Origin of the sequence: Methylobacterium sp. 10, assembly GCF_000519085.1 — a bacterium.
GTDB lineage: Bacteria > Pseudomonadota > Alphaproteobacteria > Rhizobiales > Beijerinckiaceae > Methylobacterium.
The window spans coordinates 251,334-268,144 of the sequence record NZ_KI912577.1; the positions used below are offsets into that span (position 1 = coordinate 251,334).

Annotated in this window: 18 protein-coding genes; 9 read left to right on the forward strand and 9 right to left on the reverse strand. The window is 67.4% G+C overall.

The genetic code is table 11. The annotated features are described in order from the left end of the window. Positions 1 to 29: 29 nt before the first annotated feature. Positions 30 to 1,430: an adenosylhomocysteinase gene (gene ahcY / locus K368_RS0101070; protein WP_027170773.1), complete on the reverse strand. Its 1,401-nt coding sequence runs from the start codon at positions 1,428 to 1,430 to the stop codon at positions 30 to 32. A gap of 148 nt (positions 1,431 to 1,578) precedes the next feature. Here ahcY and K368_RS0101075 point away from each other — a divergent pair, with 148 nt between their 5' ends. Further along, positions 1,579 to 2,253, forward strand: coding sequence for a hypothetical protein (locus tag K368_RS0101075; RefSeq protein ID WP_027170774.1), 675 nt, complete (start codon positions 1,579 to 1,581; stop codon positions 2,251 to 2,253). Between the two features lie 23 nt (positions 2,254 to 2,276). Here K368_RS0101075 and hmpA read toward each other — a convergent pair whose 3' ends face one another. After that, positions 2,277 to 3,518: an NO-inducible flavohemoprotein gene (hmpA, locus tag K368_RS0101080; protein WP_027170775.1), complete on the reverse strand. Its 1,242-nt coding sequence runs from the start codon at positions 3,516 to 3,518 to the stop codon at positions 2,277 to 2,279. A gap of 97 nt (positions 3,519 to 3,615) precedes the next feature. On the opposite strand from hmpA, the gene K368_RS0101085 reads away from it, so the two are divergent. After that, the gene (locus K368_RS0101085; RefSeq protein ID WP_027170776.1) at positions 3,616 to 4,098 is read left to right on the forward strand and encodes an Rrf2 family transcriptional regulator; all 483 of its coding nucleotides are present in this window, start codon (positions 3,616 to 3,618) and stop codon (positions 4,096 to 4,098) included. Positions 4,099 to 4,101: 3 nt separating this feature from the next. On the opposite strand, the gene K368_RS0101090 is transcribed toward K368_RS0101085, so the two are convergent. Together K368_RS0101090 and K368_RS0101095 are read right to left on the reverse strand one after the other, a co-directional pair. Continuing rightward, positions 4,102 to 5,721, reverse strand: a complete 1,620-nt coding sequence (locus K368_RS0101090) for an AMP-binding protein (RefSeq protein WP_027170777.1) — start codon at positions 5,719 to 5,721, stop codon at positions 4,102 to 4,104. 10 nt (positions 5,722 to 5,731) lie between these two features. Beyond that, positions 5,732 to 6,358, reverse strand: coding sequence for a nitroreductase family protein (locus K368_RS0101095; protein WP_051439712.1), 627 nt, complete (start codon positions 6,356 to 6,358; stop codon positions 5,732 to 5,734). A 333-nt stretch (positions 6,359 to 6,691) separates the two neighbouring features. Here K368_RS0101095 and K368_RS0101100 point away from each other — a divergent pair, with 333 nt between their 5' ends. Beyond that, the gene (locus K368_RS0101100; protein ID WP_027170779.1) at positions 6,692 to 7,999 is read left to right on the forward strand and encodes a GGDEF domain-containing protein; all 1,308 of its coding nucleotides are present in this window, start codon (positions 6,692 to 6,694) and stop codon (positions 7,997 to 7,999) included. A gap of 76 nt (positions 8,000 to 8,075) precedes the next feature. Here the strand turns inward: K368_RS0101100 and K368_RS0101105 are convergent, their stop codons facing one another. Further along, positions 8,076 to 9,029, reverse strand: coding sequence for an MBL fold metallo-hydrolase (locus K368_RS0101105; RefSeq protein WP_036265850.1), 954 nt, complete (start codon positions 9,027 to 9,029; stop codon positions 8,076 to 8,078). A gap of 191 nt (positions 9,030 to 9,220) precedes the next feature. Between K368_RS0101105 and K368_RS0101110 the strand changes: the two genes are divergently transcribed. Next, positions 9,221 to 10,600: a histidine kinase gene (locus K368_RS0101110; protein WP_348625520.1), complete on the forward strand. Its 1,380-nt coding sequence runs from the start codon at positions 9,221 to 9,223 to the stop codon at positions 10,598 to 10,600. A 22-nt stretch (positions 10,601 to 10,622) separates the two neighbouring features. Next, positions 10,623 to 11,306, forward strand: a complete 684-nt coding sequence (locus K368_RS0101115; RefSeq protein ID WP_027170782.1) for a response regulator transcription factor — start codon at positions 10,623 to 10,625, stop codon at positions 11,304 to 11,306. 1 nt (position 11,307) lies between these two features. On the opposite strand, the gene K368_RS0101120 is transcribed toward K368_RS0101115, so the two are convergent. The 3 genes from K368_RS0101120 to K368_RS0101130 all read right to left on the reverse strand — a co-directional run bounded on the left by K368_RS0101120 (position 11,308) and on the right by K368_RS0101130 (position 12,855). After that, positions 11,308 to 11,547: a hypothetical protein gene (locus K368_RS0101120; RefSeq protein WP_027170783.1), complete on the reverse strand. Its 240-nt coding sequence runs from the start codon at positions 11,545 to 11,547 to the stop codon at positions 11,308 to 11,310. 89 nt (positions 11,548 to 11,636) lie between these two features. Beyond that, the gene (locus tag K368_RS0101125; protein WP_027170784.1) at positions 11,637 to 11,864 is read right to left on the reverse strand and encodes a hypothetical protein; all 228 of its coding nucleotides are present in this window, start codon (positions 11,862 to 11,864) and stop codon (positions 11,637 to 11,639) included. Positions 11,865 to 12,297: 433 nt separating this feature from the next. Then, complete coding sequence (locus K368_RS0101130) at positions 12,298 to 12,855, reverse strand: glutathione peroxidase (protein WP_027170785.1); 558 nt, start codon at positions 12,853 to 12,855, stop codon at positions 12,298 to 12,300. 180 nt (positions 12,856 to 13,035) lie between these two features. On the opposite strand from K368_RS0101130, the gene K368_RS0101135 reads away from it, so the two are divergent. Further along, on the forward strand, positions 13,036 to 13,566 hold the full coding sequence (locus tag K368_RS0101135) for a PRC-barrel domain-containing protein (RefSeq protein WP_027170786.1): 531 nt from the start codon (positions 13,036 to 13,038) through the stop codon (positions 13,564 to 13,566). A 111-nt stretch (positions 13,567 to 13,677) separates the two neighbouring features. On the opposite strand, the gene K368_RS0101140 is transcribed toward K368_RS0101135, so the two are convergent. Further along, positions 13,678 to 14,082, reverse strand: a complete 405-nt coding sequence (locus K368_RS0101140) for a histidine kinase (protein WP_051439713.1) — start codon at positions 14,080 to 14,082, stop codon at positions 13,678 to 13,680. Between the two features lie 288 nt (positions 14,083 to 14,370). On the opposite strand from K368_RS0101140, the gene argJ reads away from it, so the two are divergent. From argJ to mutT, 3 genes are read left to right on the forward strand one after another with little or no spacing between them, the layout of a single operon-like run. After that, on the forward strand, positions 14,371 to 15,621 hold the full coding sequence (gene argJ / locus K368_RS0101145; protein WP_027170788.1) for a bifunctional glutamate N-acetyltransferase/amino-acid acetyltransferase ArgJ: 1,251 nt from the start codon (positions 14,371 to 14,373) through the stop codon (positions 15,619 to 15,621). Beyond that, positions 15,618 to 16,364 (forward strand): SIMPL domain-containing protein, encoded by a 747-nt coding sequence (locus tag K368_RS0101150; RefSeq protein WP_027170789.1) that lies wholly within the window; start codon positions 15,618 to 15,620, stop codon positions 16,362 to 16,364. Before argJ ends, K368_RS0101150 begins: the two co-directional genes overlap by 4 nt. Then, positions 16,361 to 16,780: an 8-oxo-dGTP diphosphatase MutT gene (gene mutT, locus K368_RS0101155; protein WP_027170790.1), complete on the forward strand. Its 420-nt coding sequence runs from the start codon at positions 16,361 to 16,363 to the stop codon at positions 16,778 to 16,780. The genes K368_RS0101150 and mutT overlap by 4 nt, the downstream gene beginning before the upstream one ends. The last annotated feature ends 31 nt before the right edge of the window (positions 16,781 to 16,811 follow it).

Here is a 16,811-nt window from a genome sequence, read left to right on the forward strand (position 1 = left end):
CCGGCGAGAGCCGCCTCCCGCCCGTCCGATCAGTAGCGGTAATGATCCGGCTTGAAGGGACCGTTCTCGGAGACGCCGATATAGGCGGCCTGATCGGGACGGAGCTTCGAGAGCTTCACGCCGATCTTCTCGAGATGGAGCATCGCCACCTTCTCGTCGAGCGCCTTCGGCAGGGTGTAAACCTGCTTCTCGTACTTGCCCGGATTCGTCCAGAGCTCGATCTGGGCGAGCGTCTGGTTGGTGAACGAGGCCGACATCACGAAGGACGGGTGGCCCGTGGCGTTGCCGAGATTCACCAGGCGTCCCTCCGACAGGAGGATGATGCGGTGGCCGTCGGGGAAGGTGATCTCGTCCACCTGCGGCTTGATGTTCGACCACTGCATGTTCTTCAGGCCGGCGACCTGAATCTCGTTGTCGAAATGGCCGATGTTGCAGACGATCGCCCGGTCCTTCATCGCCCGCATGTGGTCGAGGGTGATGATGTCCTTGTTGCCCGTGGCGGTGACGAAGATGTCGGCGCGGGGAGCGGCGTCCTCCATCGTCACGACCTCGTAGCCTTCCATGGCGGCCTGGAGGGCGCAGATCGGATCGACCTCGGACACGAGCACGCGGCAGCCGGCATGGCGCAGCGAAGAGGCCGAGCCCTTGCCGACGTCGCCGAAGCCCGCGACCATGGCGACCTTGCCGGCCATCATCACGTCGGTGCCGCGGCGGATGCCGTCCACCAGCGATTCACGACAGCCGTAGAGGTTGTCGAACTTCGACTTGGTGACGGCATCGTTCACGTTGATCGCCGGGAAGAGCAGCTTGCCCTCCTTGGCGAGGTTGTAGAGGCGGTGAACGCCGGTGGTGGTCTCTTCCGAGACGCCCTTGATCGAATCGGCGAGGCCGGCGAACCAGCCCTTCGGCTTCTCGGAAAGCTTCTTCTTCAGGAGCGCGAAGAAGATCTCCTCTTCCTCCGACTCGGGCTTGTCGAGGAAGGCGGTGTCGCCGTTCTCGGCGCGCAGGCCGAGATGCACGAACATGGTGGCGTCGCCGCCATCGTCGAGGATCATGTTCGGCATCGAGCCGTCATGCCAGTCGAACAGCTTGGAGGTGTAATCCCAATACTCGGTGAGCGTCTCGCCCTTGATGGCGAAGACCGGGATGCCGGCGGCGGCGATGGCGGCGGCGGCATGGTCCTGGGTCGAGTAGATGTTGCACGAGACCCAGCGGATGTCCGCGCCGAGAGCCTTCAGGGTCTCGATCAGCACGGCCGTCTGGATCGTCATGTGCAGCGAGCCGGCGATCTTCGCGCCCTTCAGGGGCTGCGACGGACCGTATTCCTCGCGGGTGGCCATCAGGCCCGGCATCTCGGTCTCGGCGATCGAGATTTCCTTGCGGCCGTACTCGGCCAGGCCGATGTCCTTGACGATATAATCATGTGCCATGGGGGCGATGCTCTCTCTCGCTTCGTTATGGCGAAGGCCTATAGCAGGCGAACCGACGCGAAGCAATCAAGACATAAAGATGTCTTTATACGTGTTCCAGGCTGCGCCGGTTTGGGATCGGGATTGCGGGACGGGAAGGAAAGACCGGATGGGACGCTTTGCCGACGAGATGCGCGCGCGCCTTTCGGCCGGCTTCACGCTGCCGCCGGAGATCGCCGCCCTGTTCGACTGGATCGAGGAGCGGAGCCTTCTGCACGAGAGCCAGCGTGTGCCCGGAGATATGTTCGGGACGCTCCAGCCCTTGGATCCGCCTTACCGCGGTGCAGTCGTTCTGTTCCGGGTCGAGGGTGAGGACGAGGCTCGGGCCTATGCCGAGGCCTGGTTCGGAAGCCCGGAACCCGCCTCGCGCCTGATCCCCTTCGCCCGGACGGGCGCGGACGGTTCCTACGCGGCCTTCTGGCTCGACGACGAGGGACGTCAGCGCATCGTCCATCTCGGATCCGAAGGCGACGGCCTTTGCGTCCTCGGACAGACACCCCTCGATTTCCTGCGGCTTCTCGCCATCGGGCACAACGAGTTGGGGACCGGGCTCGCGCATCCCGACGCGGAGCCGGAGGACGAACCGGATTACGAGATGGAGGTCGACAACCCTCCCTTCCGGGATTGGCTGACGACGACCTACGGCGTGACGATCCCCACCTTGGTCTCCGAGATCGTACCGGCACCGCCGGACAGTGTCGCCAAGGCAAGCGCCGACCCGTTCTGGCAATGGGTTCGCCGATTGCAGGAAGCCAGGGACGGGGCAGCCCCGCCCAGCCCCTGACTCGCCCTGAGGCCTGCCTAGTCTCAGGCCGCCTGACGGGGCTCCTCCACGAGTTCGTCGGCCGGACCGAAGAACTCGAACCGCACCCTCCCGGCCGGAACACCATGGCGGGCGAGGCCGTGAACGAGGGAGGCGAGGAACGGCTTGGGGCCGCACAGGTAGTAGGTCGCCTCAGCGAGCGGAGTCTCGCGCGCCAGCCAATCCGCCGTGATCAGGCCGCCGGCATCGAAATCGATGCCCTTGCGATCCGCTTCCTCCGGCACGGCGTAGAACGTCCGGACCTCGATATTCGGCGCTTGGGCCGCCAGGCCACGGACATGCTCGCGCATCGCATGGAAACGGCCGCTGAGGGAGCCGTGGACGTACCAGACCGGCCGGTCGGCTCCTGTTTCGACCAGCGTCTCCAGCATGCTCAGCATCGGCGTGAGGCCGACGCCGCCGCTGACGAGGACGATGGGCGCGTTCGTCGAACGGTCGAGGAAGAAATCGCCGGCGGGGGGCGCCAAGCGCAGGGCAGTGCCCGGCTTTGCCTCCGCATGCAGCCAGTTGGAGACGATCCCGGCCGGTTCGCCCGGCCGGTCCTCACGCTTGACCGTGATGCGATAGGCCCGGTCGTTCGGTGCGCAGGAGATCGAGTAGTTGCGCTTGAGCACGCCCTGCCCGGGCAGGTCGATGAGCATCCCGAGATACTGGCCGGCCTCGTGACGCAGGACCGGCCCGGCATCGCGCGGCGTCAGGACGAAGGACCGGATCGTCTCGCTTTCCTCCGTCACCGATTCGACGACGAAGTCGCGCCACCCGTTCCAGCCACCCGGCTTGTGCGCGAGGTCGCGCGCGATCTCCGCCTCGCGACCGATCAGGATATGCGCCAGGAACCAGTAGGCCTCCCCCCATGCGGCACAGATCTCCGCGGTGGCCGCATTACCGAGGACGTCCTGGATCGCGCCGAGGAGCGCGTCCGCCACGAAGGGGTAATGCTCCGGCAGGATGTTCAGGGCGACATGCTTCTGAGCGATCCGCTCCACGGCTCCGCTCAAGGCACCGAGATCGTCGATGTGGCGCGCATAGGCGAGCACTGCCAGGGCCAGCGCCTTGGGCTGCGAGCCGGTCTCGCCATGATGCGACTGGTTGAACAGGTCGCGCATCGCCGGATCCCGGAACAGGCGCTCGTACATCCGCTTCGTGATGGTCAGCCCATGGGCTTCGAGGGCCGGAACGGTAGCCTTGATGAGGGCGATGGTGGCGGGCGTCAGGGGCTGGGACAAGGCGGGCTCCAAAGGTTCATTTCATATGAACCTTATCGCCGATGCGCGCTAGAAGATGCAAGGGGAATGTATCTTTAAAAACCTGTAGGAGGGCGGGATGCGCCTGACCCGCTACACCGACTACGCCCTGCGCACCTTGATCTATCTCGGGTTGAACGAGACCCGGGTGAGTTCGATCGCCGAGATCGCGCGCGCCTATGGAATTTCAGAAAGCCATCTCACGAAGGTGGTGCATCAGCTCGGCCGCATCGGCCTCGTGCAGACGACGCGCGGTCGTGGCGGCGGCCTGCGGCTCGCTCGTCCCCCCGCCGAGATCGTGGTGGGCACCGTGGTGCGGCAGACGGAAGAGGATCTCGCCCTCGTCGAATGTTTCGCGAACGGCGCCTGCGCGATCACCGCCCCCTGTCGGCTCCGAAAGGCCCTAGGCGAAGCCCTGGCGGCCTTCCTCGCGGTGCTGGACCGGTACACGCTCGCCGATCTTCTCGCAGAGGATGCCGCGCCCGACCTCGCCCTCCTCCTCGGCCTGCCCTCGCCTGGCGTGATCGCGCCGTCGGTGATCGCACCTGGGCGCGGTGGATGAGCCTCAGCCCTCGTCGCGCAACTGCCGCCGGATGATCTTGCCCGAGGTCGTCATCGGCAGGGACTCGCGAAACGCGATCTCGCGGGGATATTCATGGGCCGAGAGGCGCGAGCGGACGAAGGCCTTGATCTCGTCGGCCAGGGCGTCGCTCTGAGCGACTCCGTCACGCAGGACCACGAAGGCCTTGACGATCTCGGTGCGGAGCGGGTCCGGCTTGCCCACTGCCGCCGCCGAGGCGACCGCCGGATGGCGCAGAAGGCAATCCTCGATCTCCACCGGGCCGATACGGTAGGCCGCCGAGGTGATGAGGTCGTCCTCGCGGCCGATGAAATGGACGTAGCCGTCGACATCCCGCCGGGCGGTGTCCCCGGTGAGCATCCACTCCCCGCGAAACTTGGCGGCGGTGGCCTCGGGCTGGTTCCAGTAGCCGAGGAACATCACCGGGTCGGGCCTGGCGACGCAGATCTCGCCGGGTTCGTCCACCGCCGTCTCGCTGCCGTCGGTGCGCTGGATCATGACCCGGTGGCCGGGCACCGGCCGGCCGGTGGAGCCTGCCCGCGCGATGCCGGCCGCCTTGCAGGAGGCGAGGACGAGGTTGCACTCGGTCTGGCCATAGGCCTCGCCGATGGTGAGACCGAGTTCGCCGCGGACCCACTCGAACGTCTCGGGGCCCAGGGCCTCGCCGGCCGAGGCGATGTTGCGCAGACGGGAGAGATCGAAGCGCCCCCGCGGGTCGGGCACGCCGCGCAGCATCCGGAGGGCGGTGGGCGGCAGGAACGTCGTCGTGATTCCGAGTTCGGCGATGAGGGCCAGGGCCGATTCCGGCGCGAACCGCGCGGTGGGCCGCGCCACCACCGGCACGCCGTGATGCAGGCTCGGCAGGACCGCGTTGAGGAGCCCGCCCGCCCAGGCCCAGTCGGATGGCGTCCACATCAGGTCGCCGGGTTTGGGGGGGAAGTCGTGCATCATGGAAAAGCCCGGCAGATGGCCGAGGAGCACGCGATGGGCGTGGAGCGCCCCTTTGGCGAGACCGGTGGTGCCGGACGTGTAGATCATCAGGGCCGGATCGTCGGCCCGGCTGTCGATGGCCGTGAAGCCGGCCGGGGCCGAACCGATCAGATCGGCATAGTCCAGGGCTCCGCCGACGGCGCCGTCGAGACAGACGAGATGGGCGAGGGACGGGAGGGCGTGGCGGATACCATCGATCTTCGCCAGTCCGGCCGCATCGGTGATGAGCGCGGCAGCGCCGGAATCCGACAGGCGATATTCCAGCGCCTCCGGGCCGAACAGGCCTGCCAGCGGCAGGGCTATGGCACCGAGCTTGTAGGCGGCGGCATGGGCGATCACGACGGCCGCCGATTGCGGCAGCAGCACACCGACGCGGTCGCCGGGGCGCAGGCCGAGCCCGACGAGGGCATGAGCGAGGCGGTTCGATGCCTCGCTCAAGTCCCCGAAGGTCGTCGTCGTCACCGCCCCCGAGGACGAGACGTCGTGGATCGCGGCGCGACCCGGGTCGATCCCGGCCCAGCGGTCGCAGACATCGACGCCGATGTTGAACCGCTCGGGAATGTCCCAGGCGAAGCCCGACACGAGGGCATCGTAGTCGGAGGCCGGTTTCAGCACCACGAAGACCTCACTCCCCGGCGATTCCGAAGCCGCCGGCGAACACGAAATCCGTGATCGGACGGCGTCCGGTCGGGCTCTCCTTCGCGGTCTGCTCCTCCGTGAGATCGGCCGCATTGGTCATCCGGCCGACGCCATAGGCGGCCTCGACTCGATAGGTCTCCGGTACGTTGAGGGCCGTAATCGTGCGCTCCCTGTCGAAGCCGGTCATTCCATGCGCATGCCAGCCCTGGCGGATGGCCTGGAGTTGGAAGTTGGCCGAGGCCGCGCCGGTGTCGAGGGAATGGCTCCAGGACGGCTTCAATTCGTCGCCGACCTTCATCTGCGTGTTCGAGACCAGGATGACGATGGCCCCGGTATCCTTCACCCATTTTTGGTTGCCGGGCACGATCAGGTCGAAGAACACCTGCCAGTCGGGCGTGTCGCGCAGGGCGTAGAGGAAGCGCCAGGGCTGCGAGTTATACGCTGACGGCGCCCATCGAGCGGCCTCGAACATGCGCAGCAACTCGGCTTCCGGCACGGCCTCACCTGTAAAGGCGCGCGGCGAGCGGCGCTCGATGAAGAGCGGATCGATCTCGTGGTCGGTCTGACGAGGCGGCAAGGCAATCTCCAAGGGTGACGAATCCGCATGGCACATTCGTGCCGGCGAAGCGTTCAGGGGGAGATGCACGAGGTTGGGTGCAAAGCGCAAATGTCCCATGCAAACCCGAACCGAAGGCTCGCTGAATTCCATTTGAAGTTGCATGAGAATCGATCAAATTTGATCAATCGTTTTCAGGAGAATTCAGCTCCATTAGGTATATTCGTCCAAGCTGGCGGTATGTCTGACACAGCGATGGGACAAAACGGCAGTTTCGAGGTTGGGGACGGGGTGGCCCAAAGCTTGGGCTAGGGTGCCTTCGGGGCGAATGGCCGTGAGGCGTGGACGCATTGCGTGACTGAACAATCAATTTGCCGGTTGAACATTGACGTGAAGCCAGCGCTCGATGCCTCGAGCGTCGGCGCAGACGTGCGCATGCTCGACGCCATCGATCGGCAGTTGCACACACAGAGCTTGAAGCTCGCCTTCGACACCGATCTCGAAGCGCGTTTCGAGGACGACACGCGCGAGAAGCGCATCCGGGACATTCGTCGCACGATCATCCTCGGCATGGTGGTCTTCCACGTCTACAATATCGCGGGTTTCGTGACGACGCCGGACCAGGCCCTGCTCAATGTCGGGTTGCGCGTCTTTGCGATGACTCCACTCGCTCTGCTCATCATCTGGGCGGTAGGGCGGGTCAGCGGGCCGGTTCGGGAAGCCATCGGCGGGATCGGCATGCTCGCCGCCACCGGCATCCCCATCCTGATCTTCTGGATGGGAACGGGCCCCCTGGTCTCGCTGACCACGGCGACGATCTGGCTCAGTGTCCTCTTCGCCAACATCACCCTGCCCCTGCGGTTTTTCTGGGCCTGCTTCCTGTCGGGCATCACGGCCGTCGCCGTGGTGGCGGGGCTGTGTCTCAAGCCGGACATCGTTCCCTCCGTGGGGGGCGTCCTCGGTCTCGACATGATGACCGGCATCCTCTTCAGCCTCGTCGCCACCTACAGGATCGAAGCCGCGAACCGCCGGGATTATCTCGTCAACCTGCGCGAAACCCTGCGCGCCAAGCGGTTGGCCGAGGACAACACGACCCTCGCGCACCTCTCCACGACCGATTCCCTCACCGGCATCGCCAATCGCCGGGCCTTCGCCCGTGAACTCTCGGAGTTCTGGGAGGCCAGCCTGGCAGGCCGGCATTTCACCGTGATGTTGATCGACGTCGATCACTTCAAGCTCTTCAACGATCATTACGGCCACGGCGCGGGCGATACCTGCCTGCGTGAGGTCGCCACCCTCCTGGCTAAGACGGCCGCGGGCTCGGGGGCGTTCGTGTGCCGCTATGGCGGCGAGGAGTTCGCCGTGCTCATGCACACCAAAGACCCCGACGAAGCCTATGCATTCGCGGAACGGTTCCGCCGCAGCGTCGCCGAGAAGAGCCTCTTGCACGGCAACAGGAACGACGATCTCGGCTTCGTCAGCGTCAGCATCGGGGTGGCGACGAGCTGCGGCGTCGCGGTCACGGCCGGGGGACTGGTCGAGGCGGCCGACATGGCGCTCTACGAGGCCAAAGGCACGGGCCGGAACCGAACCTGCCGCAACGGCAAGGCCGGCAATGGCGAAGGGGACCCCACGAGACGCGTGGCGGCCGCCCATTGGAGCGTCACGCAGAAACCACCCATCGCCAAGGCGGGATGACCGACCCGCCCAAGCATGTCAGCAAAAGTGGTCGCCGGCCTTGAGTCCTGAAGCGTGCTGAGGGTCATGGGCTCGATCATGGCGGCGAGGCGATGAAGGCATAGCCGGCGCCGCTCCTCTCGATATGTCCACGGTTGGTGAGGTGCATCCCGGCAACCGCCAGCCCCTCCACCACCGCCCTGTCGAGAACCCGCCGCCGCGTCGCCAACGCCTCGGCCGGGTCGAGGTCCCAGATCACGGACCAGTCGGGATGCGGTATCTGCAGGATGCGGGAGTGGATGACGTCGCCCCAGACCAGCAGACGCTGGCCGCCATCCTCGAAGAGAAGACCGGCATGGCCGGGCGTATGGCCGGGCAAGGGTACGGAGGTGACGCCCGGCATGAGGTCGGCATGGCCGGTGACACGCCGTATGCGCCCCGCATAAGCAGCGAGAACGGCCAGGGCGGTGTCGAAGAACGGCCCCATCTCCGCCGGGGCCCGGCTACGTGAGGCCGGATCGCTCCAGTAGACCGCCTCGGCGTCCTGCACCACGATCTCAGCGTTGGGGAAGCGCGCCGCGCCGCCGGGGAGGAGCAGGCCGCCGGCATGATCGACGTGGAGATGGGTCAGCCAGACGGCGTCGATGCGAGACGGGTCGATCCCACGTGCGGAAAGAGCCGTCGGCATCCGACCGAGATCGGGGCCGAACAGGGTGCCGCAGCCGGCATCCGCCAGGCATAGCCGCGTCCCGCGACGGACCAGGAACGCATTGACCGGCTCCGGCGAAGGTCCATTCGGCGGGAGGCCGGCGGCGGTCAGCAGAGCGCGCCCCGCCTCGCTGTCGGCGGCCGGGATCATGCTCGGCTCCAAGGGGAACATGCCGTCGTCGAGAGGCTCGACCTCGAACGCGCCGACCCGGTAGATCGCGGCGGCGGCAGTGGCGACGGCGGCCTTGGACCACAGCAACGGCAGCAGTGGAGCGGCGCCGAGGAGGGTTCGGCGTGTCAGGCAGGGGAGTGCCAGGGAAACGGGCGATCTCGAGCCGTGCATGGTGAGGGTCCTGACGTCGGTCGTGATCCGATTGTCGCGCAGGTCTTCGGCCGGCGCGAGGGAAGATGTCCCGACGGCAGGCGGGAATTCTTCCCGATCGGCTCGGCCACCGCTTGCCCGGAGAGGCGCTATCGTTGCCAGATGCCGCATGGCGCGACCGCGCCGGTCCTCTCGGCCGGGATGCCCTGATCATGAATCGTCCGGCTCAGCACGGCTGCAGCTTGAGCCTCCTGTCCCGCCTCCTGCTGCGCTTCCTGATGGTGGCTGCTCTCTGCCTTGCCGGGACGGCGGCCTGGATCGTGCGCGAGACGCAGAGCGGTTTGAACGAGGAGGCCACCACTTCCGCCGCGCGGGTCGCGGCCGAACTCGCCCGTCAGCCCGGTCTCGGCAGCGCGGAGAACGGCCGGAGGCTGCCCGCACCGGACTGGCAGGCAATGCCGACGATCCTCACCATCGTGCCGGGGATCTGCGTCGAGATCGCGATTCAGGCCGAGGCGGCGCAGCGACTGTGCAACGGATGGGATGGGGTCGGGGATCCGGCGCCGGCCTGGTTCCAGACTCTGTTCGACCTGACCTTCGACGGATCGGCGCCGACCCTGCGCAGCATCGATTATCGCGGTCGCTCCATCGGCACCGTGGGCGCCTTCGCCGAGCGCGGAGCCGCCTCCACCCGGGCTTGGCGGCAGATCCGGCCGATCGTCGGGATCGCGACCGCCATGACCCTCGCCATGGCTGTCCTCACGGCCCTGACGGCGCGCCCCCTGCTCGCGCCGGTCGGTGCCATCGTCGCCGGACTGCGGGGTCTCGAGCGAGGCGACGCGGTGGGTCGCCTGCCGCTGTTCGGGATCAGTGAGTTCGACAGGATCGCCGGCGCCTTCGATGCCATGGCAACCCGGCTGCGGGCGAGCCGTGACGAGGCCACCGCGCTGACGCTCAGGCTGTTTCAGGTCCAGGAGGATGAACGGCGTGGTCTGGCACGGGACCTTCACGACGAGTTCGGCCAGTGCCTGACCGCCACGGCATCGCTGGCGGAGGCGATCGAGATGGGGGCAATGGAGGACCGCCCCGACCTCGCCGGAGATGCGCGGGCGATCGGGGACATCGCCGGCAGGATGATGACGACGTTGAGAAGCGCGCTGGCGCGACTGCAGCCGCCCGATCTCGACGAGATCGGCTTCGAAGGCAGCCTTCGGGGCCTCGTGGCGGATTGGAACCTGCATCGCAGGGAGGACGCCCGGTTTCGCATCGACGTCGCGGGCGATTTCGCCGGGATACCGCCGCAGGCCGCCTTGAGCCTCTACCGGATCGCCCAGGAATTGCTGACCAATGCGGTGCGTCATGGTCGGCCGAGCCGCGTCGTCCTGCGCGTCTCACGGGAGGAGAGCGGCCACCGGCCCGTCACGTTGACCGTGGACGACGATGGCGGGGGGGATCCCGCCTGTATCGATACTCGCACCGGGCGCGGTCTTCTCTTCATCCGAGAGCGCGTGGCGGCGCTCGGTGGCACTCTGTCGATCGGACCATCGGCTGGCGGGGTCAGTGCGCGAGCGGTGGTTCCCACCCGAGGCTGAACAACGGGAGTGCATCGGCGTGATGGCGGGATCAAGAATCGTGGGCGACGTGACGATCCTGCTGGTGGATGACCACCCCGTGGCGCGGGAAGGCTATGCCCGATTGCTGGAACGCCGGCCCGGCTACCGCGTGGTCGCCGAGGGGGGAGATGCCGACGACGCCTATCGCCTGTACAGGCTTCATACGCCGACTCTCGCCATCATGGATCTCGCTCTCCCCGGCGCCAGCGGCATCGCCGCCACGCGCCACATCCGCCAATGGGATCGTCGGGCGCGCATCGTGATCGTCACCATGCGCCAGGGCACCGCGATGGCGATCAAGGCCTTCGAGGCCGGTGCGGCGGGCTACGTCTCGAAGAGCGCTCCGCCGCGGGAGTTTCTGGCTGCCGTCGAGACCGTGCTGGGCGGCGGACGGGCGATGAGCGACGATATCCGCAGAGGGCTCGCGGAGGAACGGTTGCAGGAAGCGCCATCGCCCCTCGATGAACTCGGCCCGCGGGAAGCGGAAATCCTGCGTCTGATGGCGCTCGGATCGACCGTCGCATCCATCGCCGACATCCTCTGCCTGAGCCGCAAGACGGTCCAGAACAACTTGTCGCTGATCAAGGCGAAGCTCGGTGCGGAGACGGACGCGCATCTGGTCTGGATCGCAGCCCGTACCGGTCTCGTCCAACGGGAGGACGAGGCCGGCGCGGGCTGGATGTGAGCTAATCGACGACCTTCGCCGTGGGGCGGTCGTTGCCCTGGGCGGTCTCGTCGTGCCAGGCGCCCTTGCCGTCCTGGTAGCGGATGCCTTCCGTGGAGCCCGGCACCTGCTGCTCGGCGGCTGCGGCCTGGGCGGCCTGCAGGGCTTCGTCATGGCTGGGGAAGGTCTCGGAGAAGACGTCGCCGACCTTGTAGGCGAAGCCGCCATCGTGTTCGACGATGCGATAGGTGATCTCGGACATGCGGGTTTCTCCTCGGGGCGCCGGCGTGTCGGCACCAGGGTCATCGGCAAGGCGAACGGGGCGGGCCTGTCCGAGGTTCCGTCGCGGGATCAGTGCCGGGTGGGCGGAGCTTGATCCAGGACGGCCACGGCGGCTTCACAACCCGCAATCAGAGACTGCCGGACATCGCTCGGGTCGAAGCCGATTGCGTCAGGGAACGCCATGACATGGGCGGTATCTCCCCCTTCCCGGTGGATCCTACAGATCCAGCCTTCGGCGACCCGCTCGAAGCGCACTTCGAAACGTGTGCCGTCATGCTCGAATTCGTGAGGGTCCATCTCTGTCTTCCTTCCGGGCCGACGGATCACCGCCCGTCCGGTGGGCCTCGCCGGATGTGGGAAGCCGGGCTATGGCGTCAACGACCGAATGGAATGCGAAAGATCCGGCGATGCGCCTTCTCCTGCCTGCTGCGTCCCTCTGCGCGATTCTGGCCTGCCCGGCAGCCTTTGCCCAATCGGGCGGAAGCCTGTTCGGGAGCCCCGAGCGCGTGCCAGCGAATCCGTTCGCGTCGAACTATCCCTCGGCCGCCCCACCCCGCGCCGATCCTGCCTACGAACGCTCACCGGGCGGGGAGGTTCGGCGACGCGCCGTGCGACCGCAGCGGCCCGATTCGCTTCTCCCACCCCGCGACATCCCTCGGTGACGCGCCCCTAAGCAGGTTTCGCAGAAGTGGCCCCCGGTTCTGCGATAAAAACCTGCGACCTCAGGGTATCAGCTCTGGCTCAATTCACCGGCGATGGCGGTGACGATGCGGGGATCGTTGGGTTCCACCGACGAGGGATAGGCACCGATGAGGCCTCCCTCGCGGCCCACGAGATACTTGTGGAAGTTCCAGTTCGGCGTGGAGCCGGGCTTCTCGGCAGCGGCCCAGCGATAGAACGGATGGGCCTGAGGGCCGCGCACATGGGTCTTGGCGACGACGGGGAAGGTGACGCCGTGATTCCGGCGTGCCGCCTCGGCGATGGCGACGCCGTCGAGGGGCTCCTGATTGCCGAAATCCGGAGACGGCACGGCGATCACCGTCAGACCGCGCCCGCCGAAGCGCGTCCACAGCGCCTGGAGCCCGGAGAACTGCCCGGCATAGCCGCAGGCGGTGGCGGTGTTGACGATGAGGATCGGCTTGTCCGCGAAATCCTTCAAGGCGATCAGCCCGCCTTCCGGTTTCTCGAAGGTGAAGGCTCCCGCATTGCCGTCGTTGGTGGCGGCGCGCGCGCCGGTAGCGATGACGGTCCCGAGGAGAATCAGGGCCTGGCGGCGAAGTAGGGTCATCGAGGGTCGCTCCCTTGCAGAGCCGAGGATGGGGATCGGCCCGCCCGCGACCCTGCCGAAACTAGTCCGGTCTTCGGGACTGTCCACCATCGGGCGCGGCGATGGTGGAACCTTTCGCAAGGGCTCAGCTTGAGCGAGGACCGAGTTCGACCCCCGAACCAGAGCGGAAAGACACGCCCTATGCGCATCCTGTTGCTTGCAGCGACCCTCGCAGCGCCCCTCGTCTTCGCGGGAGCGACGATCGCCGGCGCTCAGACGACGGATCCGCAGAATGCGGGCTCGGCACCAGTGCCGGCGGCGCCCGCCACCCTTAGCAACGATCTGCGTCCGACGTTCGTCGCCCAGACACCCACGGACCGGGTCACGTCCAAGCTGATCGGCCTGACGATCCAGAACGGCGCCAACGAGACGATCGGCGAGATCGCCGACATCGTTCTCGACGAGGGCAGCACCATCAAGGCCTGGGTGGTCGGCGTCGGCGGCTTCCTCGGCATCGGCACGAAATACGTGGCCGTGGATCCCAGCGCCTTGAAGCTCACCCGCGTCGACGACAAGACGCTGAAGGCGACGATCGACACCAACAAGGACCAGCTCCGCGCCGCTCCGGAATATGTCTATCTCGGCCAGACCAAGCCCAATTCCGGTGACGCGAAGCCGGTGGACACGAAGGCGTCCGAGACCAAGCCGGTAGAGAGAAAGACGGCCCCCTGAGATCTATCTCGCCGCGCATCCAAGCGGCGGTCATGAAACGAGAGAGGCGGCCGAGACTTCGTTGCCTCGGACGCCTCTCTCGTTCCTCGTCCCGGGTCTGAACAAGCCGTCTCAATTGCGCGTGCAGAGCGCCTCGCGCACGGTGCTGGCGACCGCGTCGTTCCTCACGTCGTTCGTCACGAACACATCCTCGCCCGCCTCGTCGATCACCTCGGGCAGAGGGTCGCATGACGGCTCGTTGGCGAAGACGATGCGCAGGTCGGGCCGCAATGCGCGTGCCTCCAGGACCAGCTTGGTGGAGCACAACTCGCCCTTGAGGCTGATGTCGGTCACCAGTACATCGACCGGAAGGCCGAGCGCCAGGACGGTCATCGCATCGACACCTGAATCGACGGTGGTCGCCGAGTAACCGGCACGCCGGATCTGCGAGGCGACCTCGTCGCGCCAATGCTTCTGTCGTCCGGCGATCAGAACCTGAACGCCATAGGCTCCACCGGTGGAAGCCGTCGATTCCATGATGGAAACTCCTCGTTCCTGTCGGGACATGCCTGGATCGGCACGAGCCGCCACCGGCACAGCGATCACTGTGCGACGCAGCATCGTAGGATGCGATGGTGTCGCAAGACAAGGAGCCTTTGCCAGTAGGCGACCTGTATGCAAGGGAATTCCTCGCCCGCTCGACTGTTCCCTGATCGGCGGAGCATCCGCCGCTCCTGCGGTTGACGGGGCGCCAGCGCACGGGGCAACACGGCCCCGCCGCGCGATGCTATCGTTCGCGGCGGACAGCCGGAGCCGGACCGACCGATGTCATCAGCCAAAGCCACTCCCGTCTCGCCCCTCGCCCCGACGAGCGTGCCCGAGCTTCCACCCATCGGCGGCGTCGGCATCGCCACCGCGCAGGCCGGCATCCGCTATTCCGGGCGCACCGACGTGCTCTACCTGGCGATGCAGCCGGGAACGCAGGCGGCGGGGGTGTTCACCCGCTCCAAATGCCCCTCGGCCCCCGTGGATTGGTGTCGCGAGGCGCTGGCGCGCGAAGGCGCCCGCGCGCTGATCGTCAATTCCGGCAACGCCAACGCCTTCACCGGCGCGCGCGGCCGGGACGCCGTGGCGCTGACCGCCAAGATCGGTGCCGAGGCGGCCGGATGCCGGCCCGACGAGATCTTCATCGCCTCTACCGGCGTCATCGGCGAGCCCCTCGACGCGACGAAGTTCGAAGGTGTGCTGGCGGATTGCGCCTCGCGGACCGAGACCGGCCCCGAAGCCTGGGCGGCGGCGGCGCAGGCGATCATGACCACCGACACGTTCCCCAAGCTCGCCACCCGCACGGCGACGATCGACGGGACGCACGTGACGATCAACGGCATCGCCAAGGGTGCGGGCATGATCGCCCCCGACATGGCGACGATGCTGAGCTTCGTCTTCACCGACGCGGCCCTGCCGCAGGTCGTGCTGCAGACGCTTCTGAGCGCCGGCACGCAGACCAGCTTCAACTGCGTGACGGTGGACGGCGACACCTCCACCTCCGACACGCTGATGCTGTTCGCCACCGGAGCCGCCGGCAACGCGCCCGTGACCGATCCGGGTGACGCCCGCCTGTCGGGCTTCCGGGCGGCGCTGGACGACCTCTTGATCGAGCTGGCGCAGCTCGTGGCCAAGGATGGCGAGGGCGCGCGCAAGTTCGTCACCGTCAACGTGAAGGGGGCGACGAGTGATGCTTCCGCGCACCGCATCGGCATGTCCATCGCCAACTCGCCCCTGGTGAAGACGGCCATCGCCGGCGAGGATGCCAATTGGGGCCGCGTCGTGATGGCGGTGGGCAAGGCCGGCGAGCCCGCCGACCGCGATCGCCTCGCGATCTGGTTCGGCGACGTCCGCGTCGCCCGCGAAGGCGCCCGCGACCCGGATTACAGCGAGGCGGCGGCGAGCGCCGTCATGCGCGAATCCGATGTCTCGGTGACTGTGGACCTCGGTCTCGGTGACGGCACGGCGCGGGTTTGGACCTGCGACCTGACCAAGGGCTATATCGAGATCAACGGGGATTACCGCTCATGAGGTGCCTCCTCCACCGGGCGGCGGCGGCGAGCCTCGTCCTCGCCCTCACGATTCCCGCCCTCGCCATCCCCGCCTGGGCGGACGACGATAAGGGCAAGCACGAGAGCCGCATCGTGGTGACGGGCCGCGCCCGCGCCGAGACGCCACCGGACTTCGCCTCGGTGGAGATCGGGATCGAGGCCAGGGGTGCGACGCCCGCCGCCGCCCTCGACGGAGCGAGCAATGTCGTCCGCGCGCTCATCGCGCTGTCGTCCGGGTTCGGCGTCGGCGAGACGGATATCGGCACGACGGCGGTCGCCCTCACCCAGGCGACGCGGGAGGTGCGCCAGCCCGACGGCAGCACCACCGAGAAGCCGGACGGCTACCGCGCCGCCAACAGCGTGCGGGTCCGCCTCGCCGATATGGGCAAGCTCGGCGAACTGATGCGCAAGGCTTTGGACGCGGGCGCCAACCGGATCGAGGGCGTGGCGTTCGGCCTGAGGGATCCCAACGCGGCGGAAGCCACCGTGCAGGTGGCGGCCATGAAGGATGCGATGGCGCAGGCCGGACGTCTCGCCGAGGCCGCAGGGGTGAAGCTCGGAGCGCCCCTGCTGATCCAGACGACGCCCCAGGGCGGCGGGATGCCGATGGCGATGGCGGCGGCTCCGATGCGGTCCAAGCGCTCCGGCGTGCCGGTGCCGCTCGCGGCGGGCACGATCGAGACGAGCGCCGAGGTCTCGGCCAGCTTCGCGATCCTGCCGTGACGCCGCCTCCGTTCCGCATCCTCCTCGTGGTGGCGGTCGCCTTGGTGGATGCGGATGGCCGCGTTCTCCTGGCCCAGCGCCCGGAGGGCAAGCAGCTCGCCGGTCTCTGGGAGTTCCCCGGCGGTAAGGTCGAGGCGGGAGAGCGGCCGGTGGAGACCCTCATCCGGGAATTGCGCGAGGAGATCGGGATCGAGGTGAAGGAGCCCTGCCTCGCCCCCCTCACCTTCGCCAGCCACGCCTATCCCGACTTTCACCTGCTGATGCCGCTTTATGTCTGCCGCCGCTGGGAGGGCATGGCTCGTTCCATGGAGGGGCAGGCCCTGAAATGGGTGCGCCCGCGCGATCTCAAGGACCAGCCGATGCCCCCGGCCGATGCGCCGCTGATCCCGTTCCTGGTCGATCTCCTCGGGCCTTGATGGCAAAGCCCGGCCGCCACAGGTTGTCCTT